Raw genomic sequence first — 13,656 nt, 5'->3', positions numbered from 1 at the left:
ATTGGACCCGATGCCGTGGGGATCGCATGCTTTTGCCACCCACTGGAGAACGCCCATGTTCAAGCTGCTCGGCCTCCTGGCTATGACCTTGATCCAGCCCCTCGATGCCACAGTCACCGATCACTCCCATATCCGGGCGATGGCTACCACGTATGTGCAGGCGCTGGAAAGCGCCCGGCCGGAATCGCTGAAGCAGGTCTTCCACGGCTCGGCGAACCTGTTCTGGGTGGACGCCAACGGACGGCTGCAATCACTGACCCAGCCGGAATGGCGCCACGCCATCGAGCAGCAGGGAGCGCAGCACGCCTTCTCGAGCGCCATCGAAGACCTGCAGGTGGATCACGATGTGGCCATGGTCAAGCTGCGCAGCGACCTCCCCGACCGTGTCTTCACCGACTACCTGCTGCTCTTGCACGCGGAAGGTCGTTGGCGCGTCGTCAACAAGACTTTTTCGATCGCCATGAAGGGCGACCATCCGCCGGCCATTTCAGCGGACGACCTCGCCGAGATCCGCACCGTACTGCAACGCAAGATCGACGCTAGCGTCGACAGCGACGGCGGACTGTTGACCATCACCCATCATCCGCGTGCGGTCTATTACACCCTGGTCGACGGGCAGATGAGCGCCGACTCCATCGCCGAAGCCATTGGCCGCTACGAGGCACGACGCCCAACCCACCCCAGGGGGCCGAACTGGCGCATCGTGTCGGTGGACCAGGCTGGCACCGCGGCGATGGCGAAACTTGATGCCACGCTGGGCGAGGCGCGCTACGTCGATTTCATCAATTTGCTGAAGATCGATGGACGCTGGCAGATCATTAGTGCGGTCTGGGCCGATGGCTGAGGCGGGAGGTGGCGGGAATCAGGCGCCCGGCGTCACTGCGCAGCCGACGCTGCCGGCCCCTTCAACTCAACCATGTTGCCCTGCGGGTCGTACAGGTAGATCGACGGGCCCTCGCCTTTCGCGCCGTAGCGCGAGCCCAGCTCGCCGATGCGCACGCCATGTGCCTTCAGGTGCGCCAGAATCGCTGCCTCGTCGTAGTCCTCCACGCGCAGGCACAGGTGATCCATGTTGTGGCCTTCCCTGCCCGGCGCGGCGCCGCCGTGGCGGCCGAGCTTGCCGTCGATGGCCACCAGGTCGATCAGCGAGGTACCGGCACGCAGCTGCACCAGGCCGATCTCGTCCTGCCGGCGTTCTTCATGACAGCCGAGCACATCGCAGTAGAAGCGTTGCATGGCTGCGACGTCGATGGCACGCAGCACCACGTGGTCGATTTCACCGATACGGATCATGGGGCGCGGGCAGGTTGGGGGTAGGTACCCGAGCATAGCGCGGGCCGGCGACCGAGGCTCCCTGAACCCTGCCCCGCGGGCTGCAACACGCCCCGGATCCCCCTGTATAATCGCCGCGGTAAACGCATGGTGGGAGAAGCGGGCGGCCCTTGACCGGGCACGTGCCGCTGCCGAAGACGCAACGCCCGTAATCGCTCAGGCTCCCATACCATCATGTGCGAACACTCTGGAGAGACCGGTTGAATCCGGCGCCGAAGGGGCACGAAGCGCAGCCATCGCGCTTCCAAACTCTCAGGCAAAAGGACAGAGGGGCGCCCCACGTGCGGCACGGCACGTTGTCTTCGGATGCCCAGTCATGAGCCACAACCCCACTCCTTCCCTGCGCGACCTCGAACACCACGGCGCGTTCATCGAGCGCCACATCGGTCCGGACGACGCCGAGATCGCGCAGATGCTGCGCGTGATCGGCCACGATTCGCTGGAGTCGATGACCGACGCGATCGTCCCCGGCACGATCAAGTCCGCCGCCCCGCTGGCGTTGCCGGAGGCGATCACCGAAGAGGACGCGCTGGCAAAAATCCGCGCGATTGCGGACAAGAACAAAGTGTTCCGCAGCTTCATCGGCCAAGGCTACTACGGCACCCACACGCCGAACGTCATCCTGCGCAACATCCTGGAAAACCCGGCCTGGTACACCGCCTACACGCCGTACCAGGCGGAGATCTCGCAGGGCCGCATGGAGGCGCTGATCAACTTCCAGACCATGTGCGCCGACCTCACCGGGATGGAGATCGCCAACGCCTCGCTGCTGGACGAAGCCACCGCCGCGGCCGAGGCGATGACCCTGGCCAAGCGCTCGTGCAAGTCGAAGTCGAACGTGTTCTTCGTGTCCAGCGGCGTGCACCCGCAGACGCTGGAAGTGGTGCGCACGCGCGCCGAGCCGCTGGGCATCGAACTGGTGGTCGGCGCGGACAGTGATGCGGCCGGCACCGAGGCGTTCGGCGTGCTGCTGCAGTACCCGGACACCTTCGGCAGCATCAACGATTACCAGGCGATCGCCGATGCCGTGCACGCACGCGGCGGCCTGGTCGCGGTGGCCACCGACCTGCTCGCGCTGACCCTGATCGCCGCCCCCGGCGAATGGGGCGCGGACATCGTGGTCGGCAACTCGCAGCGCTTCGGCGTGCCGTTCGGCTTCGGCGGCCCGCACGCCGCCTTCATGGCCTGCCGCGACGCGTACAAACGCTCGATGCCGGGCCGCCTGATCGGCGTGTCGATCGACACCGAAGGCAAGGCTGCCTACCGCCTCACCCTGCAGACGCGCGAGCAGCACATCCGCCGCGAGAAGGCCACCTCCAACATCTGCACCGCGCAGGTGCTGCTGGCGGTGATGGCGAGCATGTACGCGGTCTACCACGGCCCCAGCGGGCTCACCCGCATCGCGCGCCGCACGCATCGCCTGGCCGCGATCCTGACCGTCGCACTGCGTCGGGCCGGCGTGAAGGTGGGCGGCGATTTCTTCGACACGCTGCACGTCACCGGTATCGATGCCGCCACGGTCCATGCCAAGGCCCACGCGGCCGGCATCAACCTGCGCGAACTGGGCGCCGACAGCGTCGGCATCAGCCTGGACGAGAGCACCACCCGTGCCGACGTGGTCGCGCTGGCCGCGCTGTTCGGTGCCAAGGTCAGTGATGTCGACGCGCTCGACGCCGCCACCGCCGATGCCCTGCCCGCGGCCCTGCTGCGCCAGAGCGCCTTCCTCACCCATCCGGTGTTCAACACGCACCACAGCGAGCACGAACTGCTGCGCTACATGCGCGCGCTGGCCGACAAGGACCTGGCGATGGATCGCACGATGATCCCGCTGGGCTCGTGCACCATGAAACTCAATGCCACCGCCGAGATGATCCCGGTCACCTGGCCGGAATTCGCCAACATCCATCCGCTGGCGCCGGCCACGCAGGCGCAGGGCTACAAGGAACTGATCGACGGCCTGGAAGCGATGCTGGTCGAGTGCACCGGCTATGACGCGGTGAGCCTGCAGCCGAACTCCGGCGCGCAGGGCGAGTACGCCGGCCTGCTGGCGATCCGCGCCTACCACCGCTCGCGCGGCGACGCGCATCGCGACATCTGCCTGATCCCCGAATCCGCCCACGGCACCAACCCGGCCTCCGCCCACCTGTGCGGCATGAGCGTGGTGGTGACCAAGTGCGACAGCAACGGCAACGTCGACGTGGAGGACATCCGCCGCGCCGCGGAGAAGTATTCCGACCGCCTCGCCGCGCTGATGATCACCTACCCGTCCACGCACGGCGTGTTCGAGGAGGACATCGTGGCGATCTGCGAGATCGTGCACGCGCACGGCGGCCAGGTGTACACCGACGGCGCCAACATGAACGCACTGGTCGGCGTGGCCAAGCCCGGCAAGTGGGGCTCGGACGTGTCGCACCTGAACCTGCACAAGACCTTCTGCATCCCGCACGGCGGCGGTGGCCCCGGCGTGGGTCCGTGCGCGGTGAAGTCGCACCTTGCCCCGTTCCTGCCGAAGAAGTTCGGCGAGGGCCGCGCCGCGGGCATGGTCAGCGCGGCCAGCTTCGGCAGCGCCAGCATCCTGCCGATCAGCTGGATGTACATCGCCATGATGGGCCAGCAGGGCCTGCGCAAGGCCACCCAGGTCGCCCTGCTCAACGCCAACTACATCGCCAAGCGGCTGGCGGCGCACTACCCCACGCTGTACACCGGCCGCAACGGGCTGGTGGCGCACGAGTGCATCCTCGACCTGCGCCCGCTCAAGGACGCCACCGGCATCGGCGCCGAGGACGTAGCCAAACGGCTGATCGACTTCGGCTTCCACGCACCCACGCTGAGCTTCCCGGTGTCCGGCACCTTGATGGTGGAACCGACCGAAAGCGAGTCGCAAGTCGAGCTGGACCGCTTCATCGACGCGATGATCCAGATCCACGACGAGATCCGTGCGATCGAGGAAGGCAAGCTGGACCGCGAGGACAACCCACTGAAGAACGCCCCGCATACCGCCACCATGGTCAGCGCCAGCGAGTGGACCCACGCCTACCCGCGCGAACTGGCCGCCTTCCCGCTGGCCAGCCTGAAGCTGCAGAAGTACTGGCCGCCGGTGGCCCGCGTCGACAACGTCTACGGCGACAAGCACATCCAGTGCGCGTGCATCCCGGTGGATGCGTACAAGGAAGAAGCCGAGGCATAGCCAATCCGCGCTTCGGCGCGGCACGAAAAGGCCCCGCCTGCGGGGCCTTTTCGTTTTCCGCGGCGCGCAGGCGTCAGTCGCCCGCCGACATGCTCATCTCGAACGAGGTGTAGAACGGCGCCCGCGGCGGGACGAACAGCGAGAGCGTGCCCAGCTGCTTTTCGAAACAGACGGCGAAATCAGAGTTGCCCTCGCGCCATGTCGCGACGATCTTGCCGGCCGCGTCCAACTCCACCACGACCACGAACGGGGGCATGCCCGCCGGCCCCATGGCCCGTTCACACAGCGGGACGATCCGGTCGATGGCCGCCCCCTGCGATGCGAGAAGCACACCCGACTGGGCCTTCGACACGGATGCCTCGTCACGATCGGCCAACGCCTTGGCACCGGCGTAGGACTGGGCCGCTGCAAAAACCGGCAGCACCGAAACGGCGAGCGCCGCGAAAAAGATGATCCTGCGCATGTCGATCTCCATGGGCACGCCTTCGCGAGATGTCGGAACGCCCGGGGTTATCCTGCCACGATGCGGTTGCGGCCCTGCTGCTTGGCCTGGTACAGCCGCTTGTCCACCATGTCGATGAATGCCCGCAACTCGTCGTCGTGGCCCGGGATCGCGCTGCCCACGCCGACGCTGATCGTCAGTATGGGGCCGATCGGGGACCACTCGTGCGGGATCTGCTCGGCCAGGATCAGCTCGCGGCAGCGCTCGGCCAGCTTGCGCGCGGCGGCCTGGTCGGTTTCCGGCAGCACCAGCACGAACTCCTCGCCGCCGAAGCGGGCCGGCAGGTCGCGCGCGCGCGTGGCCGCCGACCCCAGCACCCGCGCCACGTGCTTCAGGCAGGCGTCGCCCTCCAGGTGGCCGTAGCGGTCGTTGTACTGCTTGAAATAGTCGATGTCGATCATCAGCAGCGACAGCGGCTGCCGGTTGCGCCGCGCGTTGCTCCACTCGAGCTCGATGACGGCGTCGAAACGCCGCCGGTTGGCCACACCGGTCAGGCCGTCGCGGAAGGAAAGCTCCTCCATCTCCTTCTGCAGGCTGACCAGTTGCTGCTCGGTGCGCTTGCGCTCGCTGATGTCGAACATGAAGCCGATCAGCGAATCGACCGTGCCGTCGGGCCGGCGCACCACGTGCACCACGTCGCGGATCCACACGTAGTGGCCGTCGCGGGTCAGTGCGCGGTAGTCGGCCTCGTGGTCCACCCCCGCCTGCGACTGCGCCACGCAGAAGTCCACCACCCAGTCGCGGTCCTCCGGATGCATGCGGCTGGCCCAGTCGCCCACGCTCTCCCAGCTCGACGGCGCCCAGCCCAGCAGCGCCTCGATCTGCGGCCCGATGTAGGCGAACTGCTTGCTGTCCCAGTCGATCTTCCACGGGATCGCCCGGGTCGATTCCAGCAGCGTCTTGTAGACGGCGCTGTCGGACTCCAGCCTGTTTTCGATAGCCACCATCTCGCCGCCCCCGGAAACTTGCGGCCTGCGCAACGCCTGGCCCGCGCCAAATATATATCAGGCCATCGGCGTGTCAGACGGGCGGCGCGGGCGGCGCCACCGGATACCGTGCGGCGACCTACTCTTCCGGCTCGGGCTGCATCTTCGCCAGCACTTCCTCTAGATCGGCGATCGTCTTTTCCAGCGCCTCGTGCAACTGCCCCTGGCGGTCCATCAGGTCGGCGAGCTTGTCCGCCTGCTTGAGTTTGGACAATTCGCCGTCGAACAGCAGCCACGCCGCGGTCAGCGCTTCCACGTTGTTCTTCGAGTAATGTCGCATCTCCTTGAGCTGCGCCACCGTGTCGACGACGTGGTCGGCCGGCTTCTTGGCATTTTCATCGGACATGGATGGTTCCTCCTGGCGAGACGGGGCGGCCATTCGATGGTTTTCGGCGACGCCGGCCAGCGCAGGGCGCAGCCCGACGTACCCGGCCGTTCGTCCCGACGGTAGCGGCGCGGCTGCGAAGTACGGGTCAACGTCCCGCTCATGACCCGTTGTCCGCCACGACGGCGGGAATGACGCGCGACGGCTGGCCGCCCTGCATGCGCGCCATGTCGCCACCGGGCCGCCACCACCGCACGGCCACCGCGGCCAGCGCGGCGCCCGGCACGAACCGGCGACATGAGACACGGCGGCGCGCGGCGTCCATGCGGCGCCGCCCGCAGGCATCGCCAGCGACATGACCGGCATGGCCGCAAGTCATGCCGAACCGACGCGCTGCCTGCGCTTCATGCGGCGTTTCCGCCGTTCCATGCCTTTCGCTTCCGCCTTTGTCGCACGGCCCGCAAAAGGCGCAGGACTGGCGGCTATGCTCGCTTCCCAACGCTCCACCATCGGGGACATCGACGTGATCAAGGGCTTCTTCTTCGTGGCGCGCCTGGTCGTCGCCTGGCTGCTGGCGCTGACCTTCGTTTTCACCCTGATGGCCAACAGCGGCCCGTTCCGCAGCATGCAACCGCTGCCGGAAATCATCGTCGCCGTGGTGCTGGCACTGGTGGTCACCGGTGCGTTCTCCCACCTGCGGCGCGTGCGCCTGATCGCCGGGCAGGTGAACCTGGACACGCTGGGCAACCGCCAGCGCCGCCAGATCGAGCTGCCGTTCGAGGCCGGCGAGGCGTTCGACATGCTGGACGCGGCGATCCGCGAACTGCCCCACACCGAGGAAATCGAGAGCGCCCGCGACAGCCTGCAGGTGCGCGCCAAGGTGCGCCGTCCCAGTCCCTACGGCCGCGCCGTGCTCGGCTGGCTCAACCCCTTCAGCTGGCTGGGCAGCCGGCGCAACCAGATCTTCGCCACGGTAACGTCCAGCGACGGCACCGGCAGCGTCACCCTGGTATGCGAACCGGAAAGCGGCGCATGGACCGACTGGTTCCGCGTGGACGACGGCACCAACCTGGTCAACGCCGAGGCGATCTCCCGCGCCCTCGCCCGCCGCGTGGCCGAACGTCGCCGCCGCGAACAGCATGCCGCCACCCAGGCCGCCACCGACAAGGAACTGGCGCAGGCCAGGCTCAACCTGCTGCACGCGCAGGTGGAGCCGCACTTCCTCTACAACACGCTGGCCAGCGCGCAGTACCTCACGCGCAGCGAGCCGGCGCAGGCCGACCGCATGCTCGGTCACCTCATCCAGTACCTGCGCCACTCGCTGCCCAGTGCGGAGGAAACGCTGTCCACGCTCGGCGAAGAGCTGGAGCGCGCCCGCACCTACCTCGAGATCCTGAAGATCCGCATGGGCGCACGACTGGAACTGAAGATCGAAGTGCCCGATACGCTGCGCGCCGTCACGCTACCGCCGATGATGCTGCAGACCCTGGTGGAGAACGCGATCAAGCACGGACTGGAACCCAAGCCCGGCGGCGGCACGGTGTGGATCCTCGCCCGCCGCGACGGCGACAGCGTGGCGGTCACGGTGGCCGACGACGGCCAGGGCTTCGGCGCGGCCGGCGGTGGCACCGGCATCGGCCTGAAGAACGTGCGCGAACGCCTGCAGCTCGTGTACGGCCCGCGCGCCTCGCTGGCCGTGGTGGCCAACGTGCCGGAAGGTGTGGCCGCCACGCTCACCGTGCCAGCGCAACAGATGGCACTGATCGCCGCGGAACCGCGCCCATGAGCCGGGCCGTGATCGCCGAGGACGAGCCGCTGCTGCGCGATGCACTGCGCCGCCTGCTCAGCGAGGTGTGGCCGGAGCTGGACGTGGTCGCCGACTGCGAGAACGGCGCCGACGCGCTCGACGCGATCGCCGCGCAGCAACCGGACGTGGCCTTCCTCGATATCCGCATGCCCGGTCTGAGCGGCCTGGAAGTGGCCGCGGCGGCGGCCGAAGCCAGCCCCGCCACGCAGGTGGTATTCACCACCGCCTACGATCAGTACGCCATCGACGCCTTCGAGCGCGGCGCGATCGACTACCTGCTCAAGCCCATCGCCGTCGAGCGCCTGGCCGCCACCGTCGAACGGCTGAAGCGCCGCGCCAACGCGGGCCAGACCGCGCGCGGCGACCTCGCCCTGCTGCTGCGCGAGCTGGCGCAAGGCGGCGCGCAGACCGGTGCCGCGCCGCCGCTAACCTGGATCACCGCAGGTACCGGCCGCGAGACGCGGCTCATCATGGTGGACGACGTCGCCTACTTCCGCGCCGACCACAAGTACACCGTGGCGATGACCGCCGACGGCGAAGCATTGCTGCGCAAGCCGATCCGCGAACTGCTGGAGCAGCTCGACCCGGCCGTGTTCAAGCAGATCCACCGCTCCACCATAGTCAACCTGAAAGCGATTGCCTCCATCGTCCGCGACGACAGCGGCAAGGGCACCGTGCGTCTCAGACAACGCCCCGAAACCCTCACCGTGAGCCAGCCCTTCATGGCGCTGTTCCGCAACATGTAAGCCCGCGTGCGGCTCGTCATGCACGAGCTGCGCGACCCCAAACCGACCACCCCGGAAAACCCATCATGCTGAAGCTGACGATTGCCGGCCTGGCCGGCCTGTGCCTTGCCGCCTGCGCCTCGCAACCCATCGACCGCGACGCGCAGCACCTGCATGCCGAGCGCAACTGCAGGGTCCGTGCCGCCGTTTCCCCGGCGTATGCGCTGGACAGCACCGGCATCGGCCTTCGCAACGTCGCGTTCGGCCGCTGCATGCGCGAGGCCGATTCCGTCAGAGGGCGTTGAGCCGCGACGCGTCGCCGCCACGGCAGCACGGGTGCGCCGCGATGCCCGCGCCTTAGCGCCAGCCTGCCGCGCGTGCCGCGCGCTCCTGCTGCGCGTCGAAGACATTGCCGCGCAAGCGGGCATCGACCGCGGCCTGCACCGCGGGCGGCAGGCTGCTCGCCGCCTGGCGCAACTCGCCGCCTTCGGCCGGAACCGACGGACCCAGCACGGGCAGCGCCCAGCCTGCCGTGGTGCGGCAGGCCAAGCCGGCGCGTGCCGGCGGCGTGCGGACGGTGAAGGTGCGGCAGACCTGTCCGTCGGCAGCGCGGAAACTCAGGCCGATCGCGACCGGGGCATGCGCATCCGGCTCGCTCGCCAGCGCCTGGTCGAGCGCCTGGCCGAGGACGCCGGCAGCATAGGGCTCCCCGTTCCGCATGCGTACCAGTTCATTGCCGGCGTGCCACCACCACAGGCCGACGGCAAGCAGGGTGATCGACGCCGCCAGCGCGGCACCCGGCATCAACCAGCGGCGAGGCGCACGGCGGCGGGTGGCATCCGCGCCACGGCCGCCCGCCAGCAGCGTGAGCGGAGCCGTCGGCGTGGCCTGCGGCTGCAGCCGGGCGGACAGGCGCGCGGGCACCGGTTCGTCCAGCACCAGATCGAACGCGGCATGCAGCTGCGCATTCAGCGCCTGCATCTGCCTGACGCGGCGGGCCAGCACATCGTCCTGCGCCAGCGCGGCCTTGACGCGCGCGACGCCGGCCGCGTCGAGTTCGCCGTCCACGTAAGCCTGCAAGGTGTCGTCGTCGATCGGGTTCATGCGTCTTTCCCAAGATGGGCCTGCAAGGCGGCGCGGGCGCGGGCCAGGCGGCTGGTGACGGTGCCCACCGGCACCTCCAGCAACTCCGCGGCCTCGCCGTAGGACATGCCCTCGACCAGCACCAGGGCCACCACTTCGCGATGGTCCGGCGGCAACGCCGTCAGCGCCATCGCCAGTTCCAGCTGCTGCGCGGGCTGTGCGCTGGCGCGGTCGGCGGCCATCTCGCCGGCCTCCTCGGGTGCGAACAGATGCTGCGCCCTGCCACGTGCGCGCAACTCGTCGCGCCAGGCATTGCGCGCGATCGCGAACACCCACTTGTCCAGCGCGGCATCCGGCCGCCACTGCGCGGCCCGGGCCAGCGCACGTTCCAGCACGATCTGCACCAGGTCGTCGGCGTCGGCGACCTGCCCGGCCAGCGCCCGCGCCAGGCGGCGCAGGCGCGGCAACAGCGGGATCAGTCCTTCGCGCACGGCGTCGCTCGAATTCACGCATCACCTTCCATTACGTCCGGAGGGGAGGATTCCTTCCCTCGCGCGCATCGGCGCGGTTCGAGGGCGTAAAGCGGGCCCATGCTAGCATCCGCCCCCGTTGCTCCCGAGGCCGTTGGCCATGCCCTTGCGCCGTCCATTCGCCACGCTCGTTCCGTTGCTGGCCATCGCGCTTGCCATGGTGAGCGCGACGCCGGCACAGGCACAGGTGCTCGGTCCGGTGCAGGGTCTGCCGAACGTACAGGTCCCTGGCGTGGGCCTGCCCGGCATGGTTCCCGCCTCGCCCCTGCGCAGCGTGGACGATCTGTTGCGCGGGCCACTGGCCCTCACGCGAAAACTGCAGATCGACGCGCTGCGACGCAGCGAGCCGCGGCGCGTCGACGTCGATCCCCACGGCGCACCGATCCTGCGCGGCGAATTTCTCGCGATGGGCCTGTCGACCGCGCAACGCGACGCTGTGCAGGCGAGCGGTTTCGTGGTGGATCGCGAGACGCCGGCGGACGCGACGCTGGGCCTGGACTTCGTGGTGCTGCACGACACCCACAACCGCAGTACGGCCAGAGCCAGGCGCGCCTTGCAGCGGGCCGCACCGGACGCGACCTTCACCTACCAGCACCTCTACCTGCCCGCGGGCCATGGCGACGTGGCTCGCGCGACCAACTCGGCGCCCCCGTCGTCCAGCGCACCGACGCGACGCGTGGGCCTGGTCGATGGCGGCGTCGACCCGCGCGATCCCGCGCTGGCACACGCACGCATCGAACCGCATGGCTGCCAGACGGCCACCGCATCGCGACACGGCACCGCGGTCGCCGCGCGCCTCGTCGCCGGCGACCCGGACACGCTGTACGCCGCCGACCTGTGGTGCGGCGACGCGGTCGGCGGCGCCACCTCGAACCTCGTCGACGCGCTGGCATGGATGGCGCGCGAGCACGTGGCGGTGATCAACATCAGCCTGGTCGGCCCCGACAACCCGGTGCTCGCGCGCGCGGTGCAGGCGATGATCGCGCGCGGCCACGTGCTGGTCAGCGCGGTCGGCAACGACGGTCCCGCGGCACCGCCGCTGTTTCCCGCGTCCTACCCCGGCGTGATCGGCGTCGGCGGTGTCGACGCGCACGACCGCGCGCTGCCCGAATCCGGCAGCGGCGACCAGGTGGATTTCTGCGCATCCGGCGTGCTCGGCAGCGGCCGCAACGCGCTGCGCGGCACCTCGTTCGCGGCGCCGATCGTGGCGCGAAAAGCCGCCCAGCTGCTGGACGCCCCCCACGCGGGCGCCGCGGCGCAGGTGCAGCAGCAACTGATCGGCGAGGCCCGCCCGCTGGGCGCCCCGGGCCACGACCCGCGCTACGGCTACGGCCTGTTGTCGCCCTGAACCTGAACAAAACCCGACCGCAACCCGCCGCGATGGAAGGATCGTCCTGGCACCGGCGTACAGGACCCCGGAAGCCGCGGATCGGCCGCAGGCAGGAGGTCCCACCATGCGCAACACGACCCTCAACCACAAAACCCTCAACACCGCCCTGTTCGCCGGCGCGCTTGCCTTGGCCGCGATGGTCCCGGCGCATGCCCAGGTGCTGGGCGGCGGCTCGCTCGGCGGCGGCATCGCCGGCGGCCTGAGCGGCCCGATCAACTCCACGATGGGCCAGGTGGGCGGCCGCATCGACGGCTCCGCGAGCGGCATGGGTGGCCTCCATGGCCCCGACATCAACACGCGCGCTGCCGAACGGCGCGCCGAGCGCCTGCGCCAGCGCGCCGCGGCGACCGCCGCTGCGGCGACGAACACCGCCGGCCAGACCGCCCGCCAGGTGAACGGCCCGGCGGCCGCCGACGCCGCCGCCGGCCTCACCGGTGCGGCCGGTGCCAACGCCGGCACCGCCGGCAACCAGGCTGCGCTGGGTGGCGCTGGCGACCTGGGCTCGTCCGCGACCGGCGCCGTCGACGCTTCGGGCACGCGCGACGCCGCGACCGGTGCCGCAGGCCAGGCCACCAGCCGGACGCGTTCAGCCGTCTCGACGGCCAAACGCGGAACCCAAGGCGCACTGAACCGCGTGCAGGACGCGGCCAGCAACGCCTCCGCGAATGCCGAGGGTGTGGCCGAAGGCTCGGCCGCTGCCGGCCTGAGTTCCGCCCACCAGGCCACCGCTACCGGCGACCGGTCGACGCAGACCGCCGGCTCGCTCGGCACGAACGCGGCCAGCCGCGCGTCGCAGGCAAGCTCGGCCGGCGCGAACACCGCACGCCAGCCGTCGGGTAACGCCGCGACCCCGCAACCGCGCCTGCTGTCGCCGACGTCCAACGCCGTGCGCGGCGCCGGGGACAAGACGATCGACGTGTCGGGCGCGGGCGCAGCCAATGGCAACGCAAACGCCGACGCCGGCTCGACCTCCGGCACCCGCGGCGCGGCCAACGCCAGCGGCCGGGCCGGCGGCCAGGCCAGCGCGCGTGGTTCGGCCCGCGATGGCATCTCCACCTCGGCGCAGGCCGATGGCGATGCCGGCGCCGGCGCGAATGCACAACAGCACTGAGCCAGCAGCACCGCAGAAACCAGGAGCCCCCGCAAGCGGGGGCTCCTTCGTTGACCCGGCAAATCCATCAGCTACGGCGCCATCGTCCCGCCTTGCGACTTGGCCCGCAGCGCCTCATACAACTGCGCCGGCCCCAGCAGAATGTCTTTCAGTCCATCACGTACGCGTTCGGAGCCAAGTGCCTGGGTGCTCATGCTGGAGTGTGCTTCCAGCGCATCCATGATGGCGTGCATCAGCGCGTGCTTGAGGTCGGGCGAGTTGGCGAATTGCTCCTTGCTGTTGCTGCCTGCCTGCTGCACGAGGGTAGGCGAGCTTGCGTTCGATCCAGTCGCGGCGTTTGGCCTCGGCGTCGGTGTGGCTGGCCTTGCCTTCGGCGGTGCCGTCGGTGCAGTCCTTGACGATGTTGGCGACGGCGTCGCCGAACTGCGCGCGGATGGTTGCTTCATGCTCGGCGCCGCCATCCTCGATGGTGTCGTGCAGCAGGCCGGCGATGACCTGGTCTTCGTTGCCGCCGAACTCGATCACCAGGCTGGCCACGCCGAGCAGGTGGTAGAGGTACGGGATGTTCGAACCCTTGCGGCATTGCGTGGCGTGGGCGATGCGGGCGTAGTCGACGGCGCGGCTGAAGCGGTCGGTGAGTGCGGTCATGGCGTTCCCCCTGATTGGTTCCATCGCGCG

14 protein-coding genes, 1 pseudogene and 1 riboswitch are annotated in these 13,656 nt (G+C 69.5%); of the genes and pseudogenes, 7 read left to right on the top strand and 8 right to left on the bottom strand.

Annotation, left to right across the window (positions count from 1 at the left end; genetic code table 11):
• Nucleotides 1-55 precede the first annotated feature (55 nt).
• A complete protein-coding gene (locus RHOOR92_RS0109980) occupies nt 56-844 on the top strand; it encodes a nuclear transport factor 2 family protein (RefSeq protein ID WP_027490169.1) in 789 nt (262 codons plus the stop codon).
• 32 nt (nt 845-876) lie between these two features.
• On the opposite strand, the gene RHOOR92_RS0109975 is transcribed toward RHOOR92_RS0109980, so the two are convergent.
• Nucleotides 877-1,293, bottom strand: a complete 417-nt coding sequence (locus RHOOR92_RS0109975) for a VOC family protein (protein WP_027490168.1) — start codon at nt 1,291-1,293, stop codon at nt 877-879.
• 216 nt (nt 1,294-1,509) lie between these two features.
• A riboswitch (glycine riboswitch) is annotated at nt 1,510-1,610 on the top strand.
• Nucleotides 1,611-1,648: 38 nt separating this feature from the next.
• Here RHOOR92_RS0109975 and gcvP point away from each other — a divergent pair.
• Nucleotides 1,649-4,519 carry an aminomethyl-transferring glycine dehydrogenase gene (gene gcvP, locus RHOOR92_RS0109970; RefSeq protein WP_027490167.1) on the top strand — a complete coding sequence of 957 codons (2,871 nt, stop codon included), beginning with the start codon at nt 1,649-1,651 and terminating at the stop codon, nt 4,517-4,519.
• 73 nt (nt 4,520-4,592) lie between these two features.
• Here the strand turns inward: gcvP and RHOOR92_RS0109965 are convergent, their stop codons facing one another.
• From RHOOR92_RS0109965 to RHOOR92_RS19610, 4 genes are all read right to left on the bottom strand, one after another.
• Complete coding sequence (locus tag RHOOR92_RS0109965; protein WP_155950224.1) at nt 4,593-4,994, bottom strand: hypothetical protein; 402 nt, start codon at nt 4,992-4,994, stop codon at nt 4,593-4,595.
• Nucleotides 4,995-5,029: 35 nt separating this feature from the next.
• On the bottom strand, nt 5,030-5,968 hold the full coding sequence (locus RHOOR92_RS0109960) for a sensor domain-containing diguanylate cyclase (protein WP_015447499.1): 939 nt from the start codon (nt 5,966-5,968) through the stop codon (nt 5,030-5,032).
• Nucleotides 5,969-6,086: 118 nt separating this feature from the next.
• Nucleotides 6,087-6,353 (bottom strand): hypothetical protein, encoded by a 267-nt coding sequence (locus RHOOR92_RS0109955; protein ID WP_027490166.1) that lies wholly within the window; start codon nt 6,351-6,353, stop codon nt 6,087-6,089.
• 139 nt (nt 6,354-6,492) lie between these two features.
• Nucleotides 6,493-6,657, bottom strand: coding sequence for a hypothetical protein (locus RHOOR92_RS19610; RefSeq protein ID WP_155950223.1), 165 nt, complete (start codon nt 6,655-6,657; stop codon nt 6,493-6,495).
• 159 nt (nt 6,658-6,816) lie between these two features.
• Between RHOOR92_RS19610 and RHOOR92_RS0109945 the strand changes: the two genes are divergently transcribed.
• The 3 genes from RHOOR92_RS0109945 (at nt 6,817) to RHOOR92_RS0109935 (ending at nt 9,169) form a co-directional block, all read left to right on the top strand.
• On the top strand, nt 6,817-8,118 hold the full coding sequence (locus RHOOR92_RS0109945; RefSeq protein WP_027490165.1) for a histidine kinase: 1,302 nt from the start codon (nt 6,817-6,819) through the stop codon (nt 8,116-8,118).
• A complete protein-coding gene (locus RHOOR92_RS0109940; protein ID WP_027490164.1) occupies nt 8,115-8,885 on the top strand; it encodes a LytTR family DNA-binding domain-containing protein in 771 nt (256 codons plus the stop codon). The genes RHOOR92_RS0109945 and RHOOR92_RS0109940 overlap by 4 nt, the downstream gene beginning before the upstream one ends.
• A gap of 65 nt (nt 8,886-8,950) precedes the next feature.
• Nucleotides 8,951-9,169: a hypothetical protein gene (locus RHOOR92_RS0109935; RefSeq protein ID WP_027490163.1), complete on the top strand. Its 219-nt coding sequence runs from the start codon at nt 8,951-8,953 to the stop codon at nt 9,167-9,169.
• Between the two features lie 52 nt (nt 9,170-9,221).
• On the opposite strand, the gene RHOOR92_RS0109930 is transcribed toward RHOOR92_RS0109935, so the two are convergent.
• Together RHOOR92_RS0109930 and RHOOR92_RS0109925 are read right to left on the bottom strand one after the other, a co-directional pair.
• Nucleotides 9,222-9,968 (bottom strand): hypothetical protein, encoded by a 747-nt coding sequence (locus RHOOR92_RS0109930; RefSeq protein ID WP_027490162.1) that lies wholly within the window; start codon nt 9,966-9,968, stop codon nt 9,222-9,224.
• A complete protein-coding gene (locus RHOOR92_RS0109925; RefSeq protein WP_027490161.1) occupies nt 9,965-10,456 on the bottom strand; it encodes an RNA polymerase sigma factor in 492 nt (163 codons plus the stop codon). The genes RHOOR92_RS0109930 and RHOOR92_RS0109925 overlap by 4 nt, the downstream gene beginning before the upstream one ends.
• A gap of 121 nt (nt 10,457-10,577) precedes the next feature.
• Between RHOOR92_RS0109925 and RHOOR92_RS0109920 the strand changes: the two genes are divergently transcribed.
• A complete protein-coding gene (locus RHOOR92_RS0109920) occupies nt 10,578-11,825 on the top strand; it encodes a S8 family serine peptidase (protein WP_027483975.1) in 1,248 nt (415 codons plus the stop codon).
• A gap of 106 nt (nt 11,826-11,931) precedes the next feature.
• Entirely contained in the window at nt 11,932-12,978 is a 1,047-nt protein-coding gene (locus tag RHOOR92_RS0109915; RefSeq protein WP_027483976.1) for a hypothetical protein, read from the top strand.
• Nucleotides 12,979-13,281: 303 nt separating this feature from the next.
• Here RHOOR92_RS0109915 and RHOOR92_RS18660 read toward each other — a convergent pair.
• Nucleotides 13,282-13,626, bottom strand: a pseudogene (locus tag RHOOR92_RS18660) (HD domain-containing protein); the annotation flags it as partial.
• Nucleotides 13,627-13,656 lie beyond the last annotated feature (30 nt).

Origin of the sequence: Rhodanobacter sp. OR92 (genome assembly GCF_000427545.1) — a bacterium.
Taxonomy (GTDB): domain Bacteria; phylum Pseudomonadota; class Gammaproteobacteria; order Xanthomonadales; family Rhodanobacteraceae; genus Rhodanobacter; species Rhodanobacter denitrificans.
The sequence above is the reverse complement of the archived record's forward strand: the minus strand, read 5'-3'. Positions and strand labels throughout refer to the sequence as shown.

Coding starts and splice junctions, on each gene's coding strand:
- RHOOR92_RS0109980 (WP_027490169.1), top strand. CDS start 56: ATGTTCAAGCTGCTCGGCCTCCTGGCTATGACCTTGATCCAGCCCCTC.
- RHOOR92_RS0109975 (WP_027490168.1), bottom strand. CDS start 1,293: ATGATCCGTATCGGTGAAATCGACCACGTGGTGCTGCGTGCCATCGAC.
- gcvP (WP_027490167.1), top strand. CDS start 1,649: ATGAGCCACAACCCCACTCCTTCCCTGCGCGACCTCGAACACCACGGC.
- RHOOR92_RS0109965 (WP_155950224.1), bottom strand. CDS start 4,994: ATGGAGATCGACATGCGCAGGATCATCTTTTTCGCGGCGCTCGCCGTT.
- RHOOR92_RS0109960 (WP_015447499.1), bottom strand. CDS start 5,968: ATGGTGGCTATCGAAAACAGGCTGGAGTCCGACAGCGCCGTCTACAAG.
- RHOOR92_RS0109955 (WP_027490166.1), bottom strand. CDS start 6,353: ATGTCCGATGAAAATGCCAAGAAGCCGGCCGACCACGTCGTCGACACG.
- RHOOR92_RS19610 (WP_155950223.1), bottom strand. CDS start 6,657: ATGGACGCCGCGCGCCGCCGTGTCTCATGTCGCCGGTTCGTGCCGGGC.
- RHOOR92_RS0109945 (WP_027490165.1), top strand. CDS start 6,817: ATGCTCGCTTCCCAACGCTCCACCATCGGGGACATCGACGTGATCAAG.
- RHOOR92_RS0109940 (WP_027490164.1), top strand. CDS start 8,115: ATGAGCCGGGCCGTGATCGCCGAGGACGAGCCGCTGCTGCGCGATGCA.
- RHOOR92_RS0109935 (WP_027490163.1), top strand. CDS start 8,951: ATGCTGAAGCTGACGATTGCCGGCCTGGCCGGCCTGTGCCTTGCCGCC.
- RHOOR92_RS0109930 (WP_027490162.1), bottom strand. CDS start 9,968: ATGAACCCGATCGACGACGACACCTTGCAGGCTTACGTGGACGGCGAA.
- RHOOR92_RS0109920 (WP_027483975.1), top strand. CDS start 10,578: ATGCCCTTGCGCCGTCCATTCGCCACGCTCGTTCCGTTGCTGGCCATC.
- RHOOR92_RS0109915 (WP_027483976.1), top strand. CDS start 11,932: ATGCGCAACACGACCCTCAACCACAAAACCCTCAACACCGCCCTGTTC.